The organism is Chitinolyticbacter albus (genome assembly GCF_024437655.1).
Classification (GTDB): Bacteria; Pseudomonadota; Gammaproteobacteria; order Burkholderiales; family Chitinibacteraceae; genus Chitinolyticbacter; species Chitinolyticbacter albus.
This window is the reverse complement of sequence record NZ_JANBVF010000009.1, coordinates 24,428-42,061: the sequence shown is the minus strand read 5'-3', so window position 1 is coordinate 42,061 and position 17,634 is coordinate 24,428. Positions and strand designations below refer to the sequence as shown.

Below are 17,634 nucleotides of genomic sequence, written 5' to 3'. Positions count from 1 at the left end.
ACATTGCCCCGAAAATCCAAAATTCGGTTTGCTAGGATGTGGTGGATCAACTGATACCTAAACTGACAAGGAAGAACACCGTGAACATGGTAAGCGATGTGGAAGAGGGCGCCGCACTCGACGGCGGCATAGCGCGGTTCCTCGGCGCCGAAGGAGGCGAAGGGCCTGTCAGGCTGTCGGACATTCGCAGCAAGGCGGCCAACGAGCTCAAGCGCTACGGCGACGACCTGATGGGGCATCTGGATGGGCTGGGCGTTACCGTTCCGCCGGCTATTCAGCTCGCCAGCACCGAGGGAGGGCTCGTCGCCGTGCTGGGCGATCACCCGGCCAAGAATACGATCGAAACCTTTGTCAACAACGATACCCGGCTCTTGAAGTGGTTCAAGGAAGTCGAAGTGCTGCACGAAATCATGCGTCGTGCGGAATTGTCCGGACGCAGCGAAGAGTTTGCCCGCCAGCATTTCAATCTGGGGCTCACCAGCATAGGCAGCATTGCCTTTTTTGCCGAGGGATGATGCCGATGCGCGCTGCCGACAGGGCCGCCTTGATGGCGGCCTTTGTTCTTTGGCGCGGCGCATTGGAGCTCCAAGGTATAATCCCGGTTTGAACTGGAAACATTCCGCATGAAAAACAACCGAGCACGTCGCCCGCAGCCGGCGATCAGTGAACAGAAGGCCGGTCAGCAACGGCGCGCTCAGGTCGCACAGGCCAAGAGTAGCCCTGGCGGCGACTGGGTCAGCAGCAAGTCGGCGCTGGGCGATGGCAAGCGGCGCAAGCCCGCGGCGAAGTCGGCAATGCCAAGAGCCGCCGCCACGGCGCGATCCGGCGAGGAAGTCGCCCAGCCGGTGACCGAGCGCCGCGCGCCGGTGAAACGTGCCAAGAAACTGCGGGTGCGCGCCGGCTCGCAAGTGCAGGTGGCCAAGCAGAAACAGCTGCGCGAGAAACGCATTGCCGCCGACCAGATCGGCGAGGAACGCCTGCAGAAGGCGCTGGCGTTCTCCGGCTGGGGTTCGCGCCGCGAGGTGGAAACCTGGATCGCCGAAGGCAAAGTCAGTGTGAATGGCCGCATCGCCGAACTCGGCGCCAAGGTCAAACCGGGCGACGATGTGCGCGTGAGCGGCAAGCGCGTGGCGCTGCGTTGGCCGGACCGCCTGCCGCGTGTGGTGCTCTATCACAAGCAGGAAGGCGAACTCGTCACCCGCGATGATCCGCAAGGCCGGGTGACCGTGTTCGAGCGCCTGCCCAAGCTCGCTTCGAGCAAGTGGATCGCCATCGGTCGCCTCGACTTCAATACCTCGGGCCTCCTGGTATTCACCACCTCGGGCGATCTGGCCAACCGCATGACGCACCCGCGCTTCGAGATCGAGCGCGAATACGCGGTGCGCGTGCTGGGCGAATTGACCGACGCGCAGATCGCCGAGCTGAAGAAAGGCATCGAGCTCGACGATGGTCCGGCCAAGTTCGACCATATCAATGCCTCGGGTGGCGAGGGCATGAACCACTGGTACAACGTGGTGCTGAAGGAGGGCCGTAACCGCGAGGTACGCCGCATGTTCGAGCATTACGAGATGCAGGTCAGTCGCCTGATGCGGGTACGCTTTGGCATGTTCGGCCTGCCGCCCCGGCTCAAGCGCGGCCAGTTCTACGAGCTGAACGAGACCGAGGTGCTGGCGGTGATGAAATGGGCCGACCTCAAGCTCAACGGCGAGGCCAAGGACTGAGGCGGCATGAGCAAGGCCTTCACCCGCGAGAGCGAGGATGCGGACGACGAGCTGCCGCCCGAGCTCAAGGTGCCCGCAGGCAGCAAGAACTACATGACGCCGGGCGGCTGGCACCGGCTGCGCACCGAGCTCTACGATCTGGTGCACAAGGAGCGCCCGCACGTGACCCAGGTGGTGAACTGGGCCGCGAGCAATGGGGATCGCTCCGAAAATGCCGATTACCAGTATGGCAAGCGCCGCCTGCGCGAAATCGACCGGCGCATCCGCTTCCTGCAAAAGCGGCTGGAACACGCCGAGGTGGTCGACCCGGAAACGCGTGAAGTCACCGACCAGATATTCTTCAGCGCCACGGTCAGCTATTTGCGCGAAGATGGCAGTGAGGAAACCGTATCCATCGTCGGCGTCGACGAAACCGACTTCAAGCGCAACCACATCAGCTGGACCAGCCCGGTGGCGCGGGCGCTATTGAAGGCGCGCGAAGGCGATGTGGTGCAATTGCGCACCCCGGCCGGCATCGAAGAGCTGGAAATTCTCACCGTGGTCTATCGCAGGCTCGATGGGCCGCCCGATCCGGCCAGGCAGGACTGAAAGCCTTGGATATTCAACCCATTGTCATGATTTACTGCCCGATTCGCTGCATAGGCGACAGTAGCGAGCTGTCCGCTTGGCGCTGATAACTGGCTCCGTTATGCTCGTGCCATGACCGAGCCTGTCAAACCCACGCCCACGCTATCCCGCCGAGTGCTGCGCAATATCGCGCTGCGTATCGGCATCGTGGCGCTGGTGCTCACCGCCGTCTCGTATTACTACAGCTACTGGCGCTTTCAGGAAGAGGCGCTGGTCAACCTCGGCAAATACATCGCCGCGCGCAGCCAGCTCGAATCCGAGCCTTTCCTGCAAGCCGAAATCAACACCAAGCGCTTGCGCGACGAGTTCGTGCGCCGCATGGCGCTCTATGGCGATACCGATCCGGCGCCACGCTTTCACCAGTTGTTCAATCAGGAGCGTGATGGCGTCTGGCGGGTGCGGCTGGAACTCGACGATTTCGAGCATCAGGCCACGGTCGCGCTGCTGCCCAATGTGAAGCTCACGCCCGAGTTCATGCGCGAGGTGCTGGTCGGCTTCGATCTGACCAGCCAGTACGGCCCGGCACACCGCAGCCGTTATTACGACACCTTCATCGATCTGAACGTATCGGACGGCAGCGTGATCTTCCTGCCGGATTTGAACTATGCGCGCAATGGTTCGGTAGCCGACTTTGCCGCTGAGTTGCCGACCGAAATCGGCGCGACACCGGCGCGCAATCCGGAACGCAAGACGTTTTGGACCGGCATCTACTTCGACAAGCAGGCCATCCAGTGGATGGTATCGGTGGTCACCCCCATCGACTACCTGGGGCGCTTTGTCGGCGGCGCTGGCCAGGACGTGTTGCTCGACGAGCTGATAGAGCGCACCAACAGCATCAGCATTCCCGGCACGCACAATTTCATCATCACCCGCGATGGCGACCTGGTGGCCCATCCGGGGCGGATGAACCAGATCCGCGACGCCGGCGGGGCGTATCGCGTGACCGACATGGACGATGCGGAGCTGCGTGGCTTGTACGAGTCGGTGCTCAAGGCGACGCCGACACGCCCCTTTGTCGAGTCGCTCGACGGCAGCGCATGGCTGGGCGTTGCGCCGATCAAGGGCGCGAACTGGCTGTTCGTCTCGGTGTATCCGAAGCGCATGCTGCAGGAAAAGGCGGCGCTTGCGGCGAGCATGGTGCTGCTGTTGGGCCTGATCGCGCTGGTGCTGGAACTGGCGGTGATGGCCTGGACGCTGCGGCACGATGTGGCGCAGCCACTATCGCGCCTGAAGGGCGCCATCCTCGCGCTGGCCGCCGGCAAGCGCTCGGACAACCTTGATACGCACCGTGATGACGAACTGGGCGAACTGGCGCGCACCTTCGACGGCATGGCCACCACCATCGAGCTGCACCGGCACAAGCTGGAGGAGCTGGTGGAGCAGCGCACCGAGGAGCTCGCGGTACGCAATATGGAGCTGGAAGCGGCCAACCTGCGGCTGATCCAGCTCAACGAGGAAAAGAACGAACTCTTGACCATTGCCGCGCACGACTTGAAGAACCCGGTGGCCAGCATCCAGGGCATGACCAAACTGATCGTCGGCAAGCTTGGCGAGTGGTCGAGCGAGCGGATCGAAGACCGCCTGCTTGGCATCGTCAAGTTGTCCGAGCGCATGCAACGCATCCTGGGCAACCTGCTCGATATCAACGCGCTGGAGGCGGGCCTCTATCAGCTGCAACCGGAACGGCTGTCGCTGGATGTGCTATGCCCGGAGCTCGTGGCCAGCTGGGAAACGCGGCTCGCGGAAAAACAGCAGTACTGCATCTACACCCCCAACGGCCTGGAAGTCACGGCCGATCGCCAGGCCATGTGGCAGGTGCTCGATAACCTGATCTCGAACGCCTCCAAGTATGCGCCGCACCAGACCACGATCCGGCTGGAGGCGGTTGCCATCGGTGAGCGGGTGCAAGTTCGCGTATCCGACCAGGGGCCGGGGATCGCCACGCACGAGATGGAGCGCCTGTTCCGCAAATTCAGCCGGCTCTCGGCTGTGCCGACCGGCGGTGAGCACACCACCGGCCTGGGTCTATCGATCGTCAAGCGGCTGGCCGAGGCCATGGATGGCAAGGTGGGTTGTGAGAGTGTGCTGGGGCACGGTGCGACCTTCTACGTGGATCTGCCGATCGCAGGTGACAAAGTGCCAGGCTGATTGCAAACGCGCAGCGCCCAAGCGCCACTGCTTCGCGTAAAATTGGTCGGCCACCGCTCGGTGGCCGTTTTACTTTTTGCCTTCGGAGCGCCATATGCGGCAGTACCTCGACCTTCTCCAGCACGTTCTTGACCACGGGGTGAAGAAGGAAGACCGCACCGGCACCGGCACGCTATCGGTATTTGGCCATCAGATGCGCTTCAATCTGGCCGAGGGTTTTCCGCTGGTCACCACCAAGAAGGTCCACCTCAAATCCATCATCTATGAGTTGCTGTGGTTTTTGCGCGGTGAAACCAACAACAACTGGCTGAAGGAGCGCGGCGTTTCGATCTGGAACGAATGGGAGCGCGAGGGCGGCGAGCTGGGGCCCATCTACGGCTATCAGTGGCGGAGCTGGCCGACCGCGGACGGTCGCCATATCGACCAGATCGCCCAGGTGGTGCAGCAGCTCAAGCACAATCCCGATTCGCGCCGCATCATCGTCTCGGCCTGGAACGTCGGTGAGATCGAAAACATGGCGCTGCCGCCTTGCCACGCGTTCTTCCAGTTCTATGTCGCGCCGGCCCAGCCGGGCGAGGCCGACCAGCGCGGCAAGCTCTCCTGCCAGCTCTACCAGCGCAGCGCCGACCTGTTCCTGGGCGTACCGTTCAATATCGCGTCCTACTCGCTCTTGGTGTTGATGCTGGCGCAGGCTTGCGATCTGCAGCCTGGCGACTTCGTCTGGACCGGTGGCGATTGCCATATCTACACCAATCACCTGGAGCAGGTTCACACCCAGCTCGCGCGCGAATCCAAGCCGCTGCCGCGGATGCAGCTCAACCCGGCGCGGACCAGCGTGTTCGATTTCGAGTTTGCCGATTTCGAACTGGTGGGTTACGAATCCTGGCCGGCGATCAAGGCCCCGGTGGCCGTGTGAGCTGTCGCTAGCGTGCGACCGAGACGATGATCCAGATCAACCCGGCCGAGGTGCAGTGGGAGGCGATCCGCGCCCAGGGCGCCGGTGGCCAGAACGTGAACAAAGTGGCGAGTGCCATCCATCTGCGCTTCGACATCCGCGCATCATCCCTGCCGGACTATTGCAAGACACGCCTGCTGCAACTGAATGACGGCCGCATCACGCGTGACGGCGTGGTGGTGATCAAGGCGCAAAGCTACCGGACCCAGGAGCAGAACCGGCTCGATGCGTTGGCCCGGCTGCAGCAGCTGTTGACGCAGGCGATGGTCGTGGCCAAGCCGCGCGTCGCCACCAAACCCACCCGCGGCTCGCAACGGCGTCGACTGGATGCCAAATCCGGCCGCGGACAGGTCAAGGCGCTACGCGGTAAGGTTGGCAGCGGTGATTGAATCCGCTCAGCTTGAGGCGCTGCTGGCTTTGCCGGTCGCGCGCGGGAGGTAAAGCGGGTACAATGTTAGTTCTTCACTGGGGCCGCCATGGTTTCGACGGGGGTTGCAAAGCGGGTGAGGGCATGCCGGGATCTCAGTCACCCCGTTAAACGCTGAATTCATTTAGTCGCAAACGACGAAACTTACGCTCTGGCTGCTTAATCGCGCCAGACTCTGCGCTACTTTGCCCACCGGGTAGGTCGCCTAAAAACGACAGCAGAGTCATTCAGATGGGATCGCCTCGGATCGGGTTACTTGGCCCGGGGTTAAATCCAAGGTGACTCGCCCGTAACAAGCCTGTGGGCCGGCGTGTTAAGGGTTAAATCCAGTAGACCACACTAAGCATGTAGAACTCTTCGTAGAGGGCTTCCGGACGCGGGTTCGACTCCCGCCGGCTCCACCACTATTTCTGTTAAAAATCAGCCACTTAGCGAAAGCTTGGTGGCTTTTTTTTGGGACTATTTGGGGTGATCGTCAACACTGGGAGGCAAGGCGCTTGAAGTGATATGGCCATTTGACTGTGGATTCAACCTGTCGAGGCAACCCATCAGAACCTGCGCAAGCAGGGGCGATGCATTATTCAGTTCGCTGACTGGGATATATCTGCTTGTAAGTGACGCGGCCATTGGGCTTTACACTGCGGACCACCCGGTTTCTAGCACCACACAGCGGGCAGCGAAACAGCTCACCCTGTCCTTCGTTCTTGATTACTACTTCTTCCTGTTTCCAGCGTGCATCGCAAGACTGATTAAGACAGGTAAACATGAGGAGCTCCACAACTATGCTTCAAAAGAGTCGCTCAGCGTAGCATGTGCCGATCGATCACATCTGATCCTTCTCAGCGAACTTGCGTGAGTCAATACCGGACAAGAGCGCTAAGGCAAACGACGATTTCTACATAAGTCAAACGTAGGATGTCCGCCCTCGATCTGCTCTGGTCAACCGCAGCAAGAATCCAACGGCCGGTTCTCGGCCGAAGCAGAAGTTCATGAACAAGTTGGTCAGTGTCGGCTGAGCATCGCATTGCAGACTCTAGCGTTTCACTTGGGCAGCGCCTTCCAGTGGGGAAGCCTGCTTCAAGACATCCGTTCGAAGGATGAGGTGGGCATTTTGACAGACGCTGCGCTTGCGTGTTCATTGCTGCACGGCTGTTTCACTAACAGAGCGCCTCGCCTTCGTATTCAGGTCGCCAGTGTCCGGGAATGCGACCTAAACGTACCAAGCAGCACCGATGCGCAGCAGCTGGGTTCGCTGGCCGCCGAATGATAGGCAGCCCAGGCAGAGCCTCGGGGTGGTGGGGGACAGAGGGGCGCTGGGTCAGCATGGGCATTGCAACGCAAGGAGAGTTAGCCGACTTACGATTTCGGGCCGAAAGCATGAATCTTTTTTGAGTGCGCGTTGATCCAAATGACCCCGTCAAGACTGAAACCAAGATGCGTAACGCGAACCTCCCAAACCCACTCTCCTTTCGCCGCAAATCCCTTGATGTCGCGCCCGATACGGAACAAGCCAGAAACGCGGAGCCCCTCCTCAGCGAGGAGACCATGATTGCTAAACCAGTAGCGCGTAGCCAAATCTTCGGCCGTCGAAGGAGAGGGGATGGAACTCGCCAGAAGCGTCTCAAAGGACTCAGCGTGCTTCTCCCGTGGAAGCTGAAAAATAGGAAGGTAATTGCCGTCCCATGACTTGAAAGCCGGTTCTGCGGCGTGGAGAGTGGCACAGATGCCAAATAAGAGGACTGCGGGTGTTCGGTTCACGATGCGTGCTCCACGAGGCCTAACGAATGAAAATCAGCGCCGGTGGCCGCGCAGTTGGTGAACTGTCCGCTGGAGCGCTTTGGTGGGCCGCTACCGGTTGCTTGTAGGGCACATTAATTGTGCCCCTGTCCTTTGTGATCAAATTCTTTCCGAAAGATTCGTGTGAGAAAACTGATTCGTAGTCTAGCACCACAATTGAATCGTCGATTTCACGGACGGTAAAAACGATTCGATAGTGGTGGTCGGGGTGAAAGAACACTTGGCCAACCGCCAAATCAAATTCTCTTGGATTTCCAGAAGTCGCTCGCTCTGAAACAAAAAGTTGCTCTGCCTTGAAGTGAACGTGTTCGCGATCCTTGCGCTGGATTTCAATCATGGACTCCATGACCAGCGTGGTGAGGTTGGCTCTCTCTTTATCTACCGTCTCTTCTACTTTAGGAGTGGGCGTGCAGCCAAAAGTTACCGCTACTATCAGGATGACCAAGATCTGTTTCACTACGCGATCCTCATGGCCCAATGTTGGAGGTAACCGGGCAGCTGGAGCCGCTTGCGGCGGAGGGAATCCAAAGCGCAACTTTGGGCTGTCACATTGATCGGAAGGCTATACCTAATATTCATCTTCTATGGCCATAGTGAGTAATTTTTTTCAGAGCCAAGCAACTATCAACGGTTGCAGTTGTTGCGGGATCGTAAGAGCCTGCCCAGTTGTTTTGTGTATGTCTTTTGTGTGGGTCAAGAGCATATAGGCCCAGTTAGTCTAGCCATAATTGCATTCCAAAATAACTGCGCTCTTTCCGTTTTTATCAAATCAATGCCGCAAGCCATGTTGTGCGCCATTGGGAGGCAAAATGTTCCTTTGTCCCCGGTTTCGCGGCTTGATCAAAATACATTGATGTTTTCAATGCATGAATTGACAATTTGTCAGATGGCCAGTTGGTCTTGTTATATGTGGCCGAGCAATAGACCTCAAACAGCCGTACATGGCCGCAATCACGCTCTGTATCAATGCGTTATCAAGGTCGGCCAGGGTCATGGGCGTATTGGGCATAACGTTGGAAGTAACTGGCAGCCGGAGCCGCACAGCAGCGAAGGGAACCCAAAGCGTAGCTTTAGGCTGTCCAGTTGACTGAAAGGTTAGCCCGGTGGCAGAAAGTCAGGCGATTCACAGTGAGAGTACCCAATAAAGCGAAGACAGTCTGGTTTTTCAAGAGGTGTAGATGTAATGAACTGCTCGCCACCTATAGCGACTTCGTCCTGATCCTTGCGCAAGTCGCATCAGTCTTGGGCCTGCTACCGGAGGATGCGGCCGACACCATTGGCACGGTCGACCCGATTCGCGCCGCCTCGATCCAACGTGCCACGCCGTGGCATTTTTCGATTGTCACCTGCGCGGAGCCAGCTGTAACGCGCTGCTGAACGGAGTATCGACGCAGTTTCCAGAAGTCGTCTTCGTGCCCTGAACAGACGCCATGGATAAGGCGGGCTATCTCCTTGGTGCAGGTGTGCCGTTGATAGCCCGCGGACGCACCGCTTCGGCGGCAGCCTCGTGCAGCGAAACCTGATCCGCCTGACGCTGCTCGAGATCGCGCGGCGCTCCAGCGACGACGCGCTGTGGTGCGGCTTGGCGGCCGAGCGCCTCGCGCGCGCCCACACAGCCTGCGCTGCCCAGAATGAACGCTTGATAACAAAAAAATATGCAATACAGTTATTTCGTCTGCGCCATAGGAGGCAATATGGATCGGAGGAGGTTCCTGCAGGCGTCGCTCGTGGCGCCGCTCGCGGCCAGCCTGGCGGGCTGTGGAGGTGGCGGGAGCGGGGGGAGCGGCGATGCGCCGGTCGAAGTGGTCGAGCTGCCGATGGCTCTCGACGGCGTGTATGCGTCGGTCGAGGTCAGCGTCAACGGACAGGCGCTACACTTCCTGCTCGACAGCGGCGCCGACCGCGATGTGGTCAGCGCAAGGACCGCGGCGCGGCTCGGCCTGAAGCTGTCCGAGGGCACGGTACCCGGCTCGGGAGCCGGCGGCCCGAGCGTGCCCCGGCACTGGGTGCAGCTCGACAGGCTGGCGGTCGGCGACGCCGTCGTGCGCGATAGCGTCGCCTACGTCATCCCGATGCCAGAGGAGTTCACGTACGACGGCGTGCTCGGTATGGGATTCTTCGAGCGCTTCGTGCCCCGGCTGGACTACGCCGCTGGCCGCCTGCGGCTGACCGCGTCCGCCGCCGGCCTGCCGGCGCCGCCGCCCGGCGCGACGATACTGCCGCTGCAGCGCAGCCCCAGCGGCAAGCTGCTGGTGCAAGCCCGCGTCGCCGGCGAAATCGGCTGGTTCTCGATCGACACCGGGGCCTTCAATGCGGTCACGGTGTTCACGCCGTCGGTCGAACGCCTGGACCTGCGCCGGCGCCTGCAGCCCGCGGTGCGCATGGTGACCGGTATCGGCACAAACGGGGTGACACGCGGCGACATCGTGCGTGTGGGCGAACTCGGCCTCGGCGACCAGCTCTTCCGCGGCGTGGTCGTGGAGCTGTCGCTGGAGAACGACGGGCTGTTCGGCAGCGACGGGTGGATGGGCAACCTCGGCGGCGAGCTGTGGCACCGCTTCGCCGTCACGCTGGACAGCGCGGGCCGGCGCCTGCACCTCGAGCCCGGCGCCGCGCGGTCGCAGCCGTTCGTTGCGCCGTGCGCCGGGCTGGCAGCGCCGCTGCGCGACGGTCGCTTTGTCGTTGCCGACGTGGTGCCTGGCAGCCCGGCCGCCGACGCGGGCGTGCAACTCGACGACGAATTGCTTGCGCTCGACGGCCTGCCGCTGGCCGGCGATGCCCGCATGTTGCGGCGGGCTCTGGCGACACCGGGCGGGTCGCCGCAGCTGCGCCTGCGCGACGGCGCCGCCGCCGAGCGCGAGGTCACGCTGCGCCTGCGCGAACTGATCTGATCGGCCGCGTGCAGCGCGGCAAAAGCGGGCCAGGCCACCCGGTCAGGACTCTAAACCCCTAAACCTATGTGCAATACACCCGAAGGACTGCCATGTACAAACGACGCCTGCCCCTCTATTCCCGATTCATCGCCACCTGGGTTGCCGCCGCCATGCTGGTGGCTTGCGGCGGCGGGGACTCTACCTCCGAGCTGGCTGACGCCAATACGGTCGCGCGCGAGACGATCGCTTCCAATGGAATGCCTGGCGTTGCCGTCCTGGCGGCCGACTCGCACGCAATGCGATTTGGCGCCGCCGGCCTTCGCCGCGTCGGGGGCACCGGCGCGAACGCGGTGTCGGCATTCGACCGCTTCTCGATCGGCTCGATGACGAAGGCCTTTACCGCCACCCTCGCAGGCGTCGAGGTCCAGGCCGGACGGCTGCGTTGGGACATGCGCCTGTACGAGGCGATTCCCGAGCTGGCTGCAATCGGCCTGCCGGAGTACGCCCAAGTCACCGTGCGCGACCTGCTAACGCATCGCAGCGGCCTCTATGCCCTCGTGTCGCTGGACGAGTTTCTTGCGCTCCCGCCGATGAGTGGGACCCCGCGCGAGCAGCGCATGCAGTTCCTGCGTTGGGCGGTAGCCCAGCCGCCCGCCACGCCGCCCGGGACCTTCGTCTACTCGAACGGCGGCTACATGGCGATGGGCGCAGTCCTCGAAGAGGTCGGCCAGCAGGACTACGAGGAACTGATGCAGGCGCGGCTGTTCCGGCCGCTGGGCATCTCGCCCCAGTTCGTGTCGCCCGCTGCGCGCTCCGATCGCGCTCAGCCCTGGCCGCACCTGCTGGACGGCTCGGGCCAGTGGGTGGCTATCGATCCCGACACACCGTTGATCGCGTTCCCGCCGGTCGTGAATCCGGCAGGCGGCCTGAGCATGCGGCTGACGGAGGTTGCCGCCTTCCTGCAACTGCACCTGCGGGCCTTGCGCGGCACCGAGGGCCTGCTCATCAGCCCAGCAACGGCCCGGCAGATGCACGAGGTGGTCGGCGACCTGCAATCACCCGGCTGGATGCAGACGGCCGACTTCAAGTCGCGCCCGATCGCCTTCAGCGCAGGCAGCGACGAATACAGCTTCTATGCCATGATGGCCATCGCGCCGGAGCGCGACCGTGCCGCGGTGGTTCTGGCGAACGGCTACGCCGCGCATGCGGAAGAGCGCCTGGCCGACGCCCTGACGCGACTCCTGGACTGAACCCACGCGCCATGCCACTGCAGCCTGTCGAGGACGGCCTCCAGCTCGGCGCCCCGCTGCAAGCCGCCTTAAACCAGGCCGCCAAGCCGACGACCTGGGTCGAGCGATGCACGCCGCATGGCAGCACCTCGATGTGGACGTCTACGCCGTGCTGCTGCTCAACATCCAGCAGTCTGACGGCGAGGGCATCGAGCGTTGACCTCTTGCCGCATCGCCCAACCAGCGGCGCTGACTTCCTGGGGTTCGGCTCGGGGTGCTGCTCCCGCCGACGCCAAGACTCGCCCCGTTGAAAATCAACGGGGCGAGTCTTGGCGGTTGCCCGCTCCAGGCTACCCGCCTTCCGGAGGCGGCTTATGCCTTATCGGGACAAGGTCTTGATCCGCTCTGCCGTATCCGGATGCGACGACAGCAGGGCCGGCACTTTCAACTCGCTCTCCTTGTGCGCCTTCATCAGCTTGGCAAGCGCGCTGCCGAGCTTACGGCGGTCTTGGCCCAGTGCGGTCAGGCGCTCCTGGGCGTAGCGATCGGCCTCGCTCTCCAGCTCGCGCGAATAGCCCAGTTGCAGCACCAGCGCGCCGAAGCTTGCAACCTGCGCTGCGGCGCTGGGGGCGTCACCCAGCACGGCGGAAACGGCCACGCCCATGCCGGTACTCTGGTAGATCATGCGCAGGCCGTGACGCAGCTCCACGTGGCCGATTTCGTGCGCCAGCACGGCAATCACCTCGTCGTCGCTGACGATGGCGGCGAGCTCATCGGTCAGCACGACCACGCCGCCGGGCAGGGCGAAGGCGTTGGCGCCGATCGTTGGTGCCGCGCGAAAGTGCAGCCGGTACTGGTAGCGACTATCGGAAGGGACCAGCTGGGCGAAGCGCTGGCGTAGGGCTGCCTGGCGCTTGGCCGGCAGCGCAGTCGGTTTCAGATCGAGATCCAGCGTGGCCAGATGCTCGAACGCCTTGTCGCCGATCACGCGCTCGACGACGGGCGGAGTCATCAGCGTGGCGCTGCTGGCCAAGAGGGGCAGGCCCCACAGGTAGAATGCCACGCCGAAGCCGGCAAGCAGCAGCGCCGCGTAGCCCACCCAGCGCCATCGACTTTCCAGGTGGTGCAGCAAGCCGTCGCCTTGGCCGAACACTGCGGCGATGCCGTCGTGGTCGTGGCTTTCGCAGATCGCGCCGCCCGGCAGCGCCATCCGGCGTGGCTGCGACCCGAGCCGCGGCTCCAGCTTCACCTCGGCCAAGGCATAGCTGCGTGCCTCGGCGAGGCCGTTCACCTGCAGCTGCTGGCCCTCACGCGTCAACGTGACTGGCCATGCCCCGGAGGTGGCGCCATCGTAGAAGGTGGCGTTCGCTTGCGGCGTGCTCACAGTGCGAGGTCGAGGTCGAACAGCTCGCCGGCCTCGCTGCCGGTGACATTGCCATAGCTGGCGATGGCTGCTTCGAACTTGCCCAGATCATTGGGTGCATGAATGGCCGTGTGCTGCAATCGATAGCGCATCAACGTGATCACGACCCAGGGCGTGGCAAGGCCCAGCGTAATCACCAACAGCGGAATGCGGGTGCACAGCAGCTTCACGTAGCCGGGCAGCCCGATCTTGCTCTCGATCTGGCAATCGGCCACCCGCGTGTTGCTCCAGGTCACGTTGAGCAGCGCCACATGCATGGTCTGCATCACGATGGAGTAGAACATGCCCATTCCTGCGTAGGCGAGGAAAATGCCGCCAATGCCGAGCACGGCCAGCACGCCCAGGGCGTCAGACGAGTTGCCCCAATCGAATGCGATCCCGGCGGCGGCGGCAACGAGGCCGATCACGACGACCATCAGGATCAGCAGCATCACGACGCCGCTGGCAATCCCCATGGCGGCGAGATAAATCAGGAAATACGGCCCGATCACCGGCTTCATGTCGAACTGCTGGTTGCCAAAGCGCAGGTTGTTGATCAGAAACTGGCGCTGCTGGTGCTGCACGTAGGGGAGGGCCATGCCGAGCGACGGGATCAGCAACAGCGGCAGTAGCAAGAAGTGCTTGTAACCACCGCCTGCCGTGCCGGCAAAGCCGAACGACACGTTGCGGTAACGCGTATGGCGCAAGTTGAAGGCCAGTGAGCGCACAATCATCCAGGGCAGCGCCAGCCACAGCAGCAGCACGGCAATGATGCCGGTAAGCGGATGTATATTTGACAGCGCGACATAGGCGGCAAAGAACACGAAGGCGATCGCCCGGCCCTTGAGTATCTTCAGCGGATCGGCGGTGTAGTCGAAACGCGCTCCGGCAAGCTCGGTGTTGCCGTAAAAATACTTCAGCCGGCGTACCTTGGCCCAAGCCGAGTAGATGCCCAGTGTGACGATGCTGAGCGCCAGGTTCACGATCCAGATGCGGAAATACTCGCTGCCCTGGCCGTGGAAGGCCAGCGGCCAGCGCAGCAGTGGTGGCTCGGTCGGCGCTGGCGGGATTGCCGGTGCTGCGGCGGTAGGCGGCAAGGCCGCTTCGGCGCCGTTGTGCGGCGCGCTGATGTGATCGTCCATTGTGTGCTCCCTGATACGACTTATCGTTGTCGCGCCAGTGTAATGGCTTTTCCACACTGTAAGCAAAGTGGGCAGGTCGCGACTGTTGTTAGCCGAGCTTGCGGATCACCTGCATCAGCTCGGCAATGGCCGCTTCGCCATCGCCTTCCCTGATGGCGCCGCTCACGCAGCCGCGTGCGTGCGCTTCCAGGAGCTGCATCGCCAGGCTGTCGAGCGCCGACTTGGCGGCCGCCACCTGTGTCAGGATATCAATGCAGTAACGGTCTTCCGCCACCATCTTGTTGATGCCGCGCACCTGGCCTTCGATGCGGTTCAGCCGGGAGACCAGCGCCGCCTTGTTCTCCCGCACCACGCGCTGGTGGTCGCAGCAATCATCCGCGGACGATGTCATAGCCGGCATCCTCGATGGCGTTTTCCAGTTGCTGCGCGCCGATCACGGCGGCGTCGTAGCGGATGTGGGCCTGCGGCGGGGCCAAGGTCACGGTCACAGCAGCCACGCCGTCCTGCGCCTGCAGCGCGCGGGTCACGCTGGCGACGCAGCCGCCGCAGCTCATGCCGGAAATGGTGAGGGTCAGTTCGCTCATGATGGTGCTCCTTGGGTTGTAGTGAAACGGGTTACCGCCAGCGCGGCACGCGCTGCCGGGATTCGGCATAGGGCTGGCCCCAGTGCATGCCGAGCGCGGATGCTATCCCGCTGGTGCGCGGCCAGGCACCGAGCCGGGCTTGCAGGCCGCCCGGCAGCGAGAGGCTGACCAAGCTTGCCCGGTCGCTGCGGCCGAGCAGCGCGTTGGCTTCGTCGTCACTGCCGCAGCGATAGGGATCGAGCCCGCGCTGGCGCCATACCTGCGCGCTGGGCCAGACGAACACCATGGCGAATCGCGGAATCCGCGCCAGCGATTTGAGCCAGTCAGTCACGGCGCGCCCTCCAACGACGCAGCAGCAGCGCATTGCCGACCACCGACAAGGAACTCGCCGCCATCGCTGCGCCGGCAATCACTGGGCTCAACAGGCCGAGCGCGGCCAGCGGGATGCCCAGCACGTTATAGAAGAAGGCGAAAAACAGGTTCTGCCGGATCTTGGCGAGCGTGGCGCGCGACAACGAGATGGCCTCGGCGACGTGCGCCAGATCGTTGTGCATCAGCGTGATGTCCGCCGCCTCGATCGCCACATCCGAGCCCGAGCGCATGGCAAAACCCACGTCGGCGGCGGCCAGCGCCGGCGCGTCGTTCACGCCATCGCCCGCCATGGCGATGCGACGTCCATCCTGCTTGAATTCGGCGATGGCCGCGGCCTTGTCGCCCGGCTTTACCCCCGCCCGGTATTCAGAAATGCCGACTTCCCGCGCCACGGCGGCGGCCGTCTGCGCATTGTCACCGGTAAGCATCACCACGCGCACGCCTTGCGCCTGCAGCGCGGCCACCGCGGCCTTACTGCTGGGACGGACGGTATCGGCGATGGCGATCAGCCCGGCTAGCACTCCGTCGATCGCCAGCGCGATCACCGTATGGCCGTGTGTGGATAGCGCGGCCACCTGTGCCTGCTGCGCGTCGGCCAGCGTCGTCGCCCAGCCGGGCACGCCGACCCGCACCGCCTGACCCTCGATGCTGGCGGCCACGCCCGACCCGGCCTCGACCGCGAAATCGGTCGCTGGCAGTAGCGCGACGCCGTGTTGCTGCGCGCGGGTCAGCAGCGCGCGCGCCAGCGGATGCTCCGAGCCGGCCTCGGCACTGGCGGCCAGTTGTAGCACTTGCGCGTCGTTCCAGCCTGGCGACGGCGCTATGGCGGCAATACCGGGCTGGCCTTCGGTCAAGGTGCCGGTCTTGTCGACGATCAGCACGCCGATCTCGCTGGCCGTTTCCAGCGCCGTGGCGTTGCGGAACAGGATGCCGCGCTTTGCCCCCAGGCCGACACCGACCATCACCGCCGTGGGGGTGGCCAGACCCAGCGCGCAGGGGCAGGCGATCACCAGCACGGCGACGGCATGGATCAGCGCGGTGGCGAAATCGTCGCTCCACCACCAGGTGGCCACAAAGGTGAGCACGGCGATGGCGACCACCACCGGCACGAACACGGCGGAGATGCGATCGGCCAGCTGCTGGATCGGCGCCTTCGAGCCCTGCGCCTCGCTCACCAGGCGGACGATCTCGGCGAGCTGCGTGGCGCTACCAACGCCATCGGCGCGCAGCGTGAGCATGCCTTCCACCGCGTGGGTGCCGGCATAGACCTTGTCGCCGGCGATCTTGGCAAGCGGCAGCGATTCGCCGGACAGCATGGCTTCGTTCACCGCGGCACGGCCATCCAGCACCGTACCGTCCACTGGCAACAGCTCGCCGTGGCGCACGATCACGGTATCACCCACCTTGAGCGCACTGATCGGCACCTCCACCGGATGGCCGTCGCGCAGCACGCGGGCGGTCTTGGGCTGCAGTGCCAGCAGTTCAGCGATCGCCCCGGCGGTCTTGCCCTTGGCGCGCGCCTCCAGCCACTTGCCGAGCAGGACCAGCGTGATCACCGCGGCGCTGGCTTCGAAATACACGTGCTGGTGATGCAGATCCAGCGCGGTGACCACGCTGCTGTAGCCCCAGGCCATGGTGGTGCCGAGCGCGATCAGCACGTCCATATTGGCGGCGCCGCCGCGCAGCGCGTGCCAGGCGCCGCGATAGAAGCGCAGTCCGACCGTGAACTGCACCAGCGTGGCGAGCAGCCATTGCAGCGAGCGCGGCACCAGCTCATGCCAGCCCGCGAACATCGTCACCATCTCGATCAGCAGCGGCGCCGTGAGGATGGCGGCCGCCGCGAAGGCGAGCCGGGTACGGCGCAATGCCGCTTCATGATGCCCGGTGGGGGTATCCGGGGTGATTGCGCGGGCGCTGTAGCCGGCCTTGACCACAGCGGCGATGGCCGCGGCTTCATCGATCGTCCCGCTGGCGCGCAGCTGCGCCGTTTCGCTGGCGAAGTTCACGCTGGCGGTGATGCCGGGAAGGCGGTTCAACACTTTTTCGATGCGGGTGGCGCAGGCGGCGCAGCTCATGCCTTCCAGCGCCAGGGTCAGCGTCGATTCCGGCACGTCGTAGCCGGCCTTGCGGATGGTGGCAACGGCGGTGTCGACGGTGGCGGCGTCGCTCAGCTCGACCTGTGCCGATTCAGTGGCGAAGTTCACCGTGGCAGTCACGCCGGGTTGGCGGTTTAGCACCTTTTCGATGCGGGTGGCGCACGCGGCGCAGGTCATGCCGGCGATAGGCAGCGTGAGGGTCTGGCGCATGACAGGACTCCATATACCTTATAGGGGTATATTAAACCCCGTGGGGGTATA

Annotated in this window: 16 protein-coding genes and 1 other RNA gene; 9 read left to right on the top strand and 8 right to left on the bottom strand. The window is 63.3% G+C overall.

The window, feature by feature from the left end; genetic code table 11:
* Window positions 1–80: 80 nt before the first annotated feature.
* The 7 genes from NLI84_RS07250 (at window position 81) to ssrA (ending at window position 6,282) form a co-directional block, all read left to right on the top strand.
* Window positions 81–515, top strand: coding sequence for a hypothetical protein (locus tag NLI84_RS07250; RefSeq protein ID WP_255989263.1), 435 nt, complete (start codon window positions 81–83; stop codon window positions 513–515).
* A gap of 108 nt (window positions 516–623) precedes the next feature.
* Window positions 624–1,721 carry a 23S rRNA pseudouridine(2605) synthase RluB gene (gene rluB / locus NLI84_RS07245; protein ID WP_255989262.1) on the top strand — a complete coding sequence of 366 codons (1,098 nt, stop codon included), beginning with the start codon at window positions 624–626 and terminating at the stop codon, window positions 1,719–1,721.
* Between the two features lie 6 nt (window positions 1,722–1,727).
* Entirely contained in the window at window positions 1,728–2,309 is a 582-nt protein-coding gene (greB, locus tag NLI84_RS07240) for a transcription elongation factor GreB (protein WP_255989260.1), read from the top strand.
* A gap of 111 nt (window positions 2,310–2,420) precedes the next feature.
* Window positions 2,421–4,496, top strand: a complete 2,076-nt coding sequence (locus NLI84_RS07235) for a sensor histidine kinase (protein ID WP_255989259.1) — start codon at window positions 2,421–2,423, stop codon at window positions 4,494–4,496.
* A gap of 94 nt (window positions 4,497–4,590) precedes the next feature.
* Complete coding sequence (locus NLI84_RS07230; protein WP_255989258.1) at window positions 4,591–5,412, top strand: thymidylate synthase; 822 nt, start codon at window positions 4,591–4,593, stop codon at window positions 5,410–5,412.
* A gap of 26 nt (window positions 5,413–5,438) precedes the next feature.
* Window positions 5,439–5,840: an alternative ribosome rescue aminoacyl-tRNA hydrolase ArfB gene (gene arfB, locus NLI84_RS07225; RefSeq protein WP_255989257.1), complete on the top strand. Its 402-nt coding sequence runs from the start codon at window positions 5,439–5,441 to the stop codon at window positions 5,838–5,840.
* Between the two features lie 78 nt (window positions 5,841–5,918).
* Window positions 5,919–6,282, top strand: a transfer-messenger RNA (tmRNA) gene (gene ssrA / locus NLI84_RS07220).
* A gap of 952 nt (window positions 6,283–7,234) precedes the next feature.
* On the opposite strand, the gene NLI84_RS07215 is transcribed toward ssrA, so the two are convergent.
* Both NLI84_RS07215 and NLI84_RS07210 read right to left on the bottom strand, forming a co-directional pair.
* Window positions 7,235–7,636, bottom strand: coding sequence for a hypothetical protein (locus NLI84_RS07215; RefSeq protein WP_255989255.1), 402 nt, complete (start codon window positions 7,634–7,636; stop codon window positions 7,235–7,237).
* 19 nt (window positions 7,637–7,655) lie between these two features.
* Window positions 7,656–8,132: a hypothetical protein gene (locus tag NLI84_RS07210; protein WP_255989253.1), complete on the bottom strand. Its 477-nt coding sequence runs from the start codon at window positions 8,130–8,132 to the stop codon at window positions 7,656–7,658.
* A gap of 1,198 nt (window positions 8,133–9,330) precedes the next feature.
* On the opposite strand from NLI84_RS07210, the gene NLI84_RS07205 reads away from it, so the two are divergent.
* Together NLI84_RS07205 and NLI84_RS07200 are read left to right on the top strand one after the other, a co-directional pair.
* Window positions 9,331–10,566, top strand: coding sequence for an aspartyl protease family protein (locus NLI84_RS07205; RefSeq protein ID WP_255989252.1), 1,236 nt, complete (start codon window positions 9,331–9,333; stop codon window positions 10,564–10,566).
* Window positions 10,567–10,658: 92 nt separating this feature from the next.
* Complete coding sequence (locus NLI84_RS07200) at window positions 10,659–11,798, top strand: serine hydrolase domain-containing protein (RefSeq protein WP_255989251.1); 1,140 nt, start codon at window positions 10,659–10,661, stop codon at window positions 11,796–11,798.
* A 358-nt stretch (window positions 11,799–12,156) separates the two neighbouring features.
* Here NLI84_RS07200 and NLI84_RS19145 read toward each other — a convergent pair whose 3' ends face one another.
* From NLI84_RS19145 to NLI84_RS07170, 6 genes are all read right to left on the bottom strand, one after another.
* A complete protein-coding gene (locus NLI84_RS19145) occupies window positions 12,157–13,161 on the bottom strand; it encodes a M48 family metallopeptidase (protein ID WP_255989249.1) in 1,005 nt (334 codons plus the stop codon).
* Window positions 13,158–14,321, bottom strand: coding sequence for a YjgN family protein (locus NLI84_RS07190; RefSeq protein WP_255989247.1), 1,164 nt, complete (start codon window positions 14,319–14,321; stop codon window positions 13,158–13,160). The genes NLI84_RS19145 and NLI84_RS07190 overlap by 4 nt, the downstream gene beginning before the upstream one ends.
* Before the next feature lie 88 nt (window positions 14,322–14,409).
* A complete protein-coding gene (locus tag NLI84_RS07185; RefSeq protein WP_255989246.1) occupies window positions 14,410–14,712 on the bottom strand; it encodes a metal-sensitive transcriptional regulator in 303 nt (100 codons plus the stop codon).
* Window positions 14,693–14,905: a heavy-metal-associated domain-containing protein gene (locus tag NLI84_RS07180; RefSeq protein WP_255989244.1), complete on the bottom strand. Its 213-nt coding sequence runs from the start codon at window positions 14,903–14,905 to the stop codon at window positions 14,693–14,695. The genes NLI84_RS07185 and NLI84_RS07180 overlap by 20 nt, the downstream gene beginning before the upstream one ends.
* 31 nt (window positions 14,906–14,936) lie before the next feature.
* Window positions 14,937–15,236 carry a hypothetical protein gene (locus NLI84_RS07175; protein ID WP_255989243.1) on the bottom strand — a complete coding sequence of 100 codons (300 nt, stop codon included), beginning with the start codon at window positions 15,234–15,236 and terminating at the stop codon, window positions 14,937–14,939.
* Window positions 15,229–17,583: a heavy metal translocating P-type ATPase gene (locus tag NLI84_RS07170; protein ID WP_255989241.1), complete on the bottom strand. Its 2,355-nt coding sequence runs from the start codon at window positions 17,581–17,583 to the stop codon at window positions 15,229–15,231. The genes NLI84_RS07175 and NLI84_RS07170 overlap by 8 nt, the downstream gene beginning before the upstream one ends.
* Window positions 17,584–17,634 lie beyond the last annotated feature (51 nt).

Coding starts and splice junctions, on each gene's coding strand:
- rluB (WP_255989262.1), top strand. CDS start 624: ATGAAAAACAACCGAGCACGTCGCCCGCAGCCGGCGATCAGTGAACAG.
- greB (WP_255989260.1), top strand. CDS start 1,728: ATGAGCAAGGCCTTCACCCGCGAGAGCGAGGATGCGGACGACGAGCTG.
- NLI84_RS07235 (WP_255989259.1), top strand. CDS start 2,421: ATGACCGAGCCTGTCAAACCCACGCCCACGCTATCCCGCCGAGTGCTG.
- NLI84_RS07230 (WP_255989258.1), top strand. CDS start 4,591: ATGCGGCAGTACCTCGACCTTCTCCAGCACGTTCTTGACCACGGGGTG.
- arfB (WP_255989257.1), top strand. CDS start 5,439: ATGATCCAGATCAACCCGGCCGAGGTGCAGTGGGAGGCGATCCGCGCC.
- NLI84_RS07205 (WP_255989252.1), top strand. CDS start 9,331: ATGCAATACAGTTATTTCGTCTGCGCCATAGGAGGCAATATGGATCGG.
- NLI84_RS07200 (WP_255989251.1), top strand. CDS start 10,659: ATGTACAAACGACGCCTGCCCCTCTATTCCCGATTCATCGCCACCTGG.
- NLI84_RS07190 (WP_255989247.1), bottom strand. CDS start 14,321: ATGGACGATCACATCAGCGCGCCGCACAACGGCGCCGAAGCGGCCTTG.
- NLI84_RS07185 (WP_255989246.1), bottom strand. CDS start 14,712: ATGACATCGTCCGCGGATGATTGCTGCGACCACCAGCGCGTGGTGCGG.
- NLI84_RS07180 (WP_255989244.1), bottom strand. CDS start 14,905: ATGAGCGAACTGACCCTCACCATTTCCGGCATGAGCTGCGGCGGCTGC.
- NLI84_RS07170 (WP_255989241.1), bottom strand. CDS start 17,583: ATGCGCCAGACCCTCACGCTGCCTATCGCCGGCATGACCTGCGCCGCG.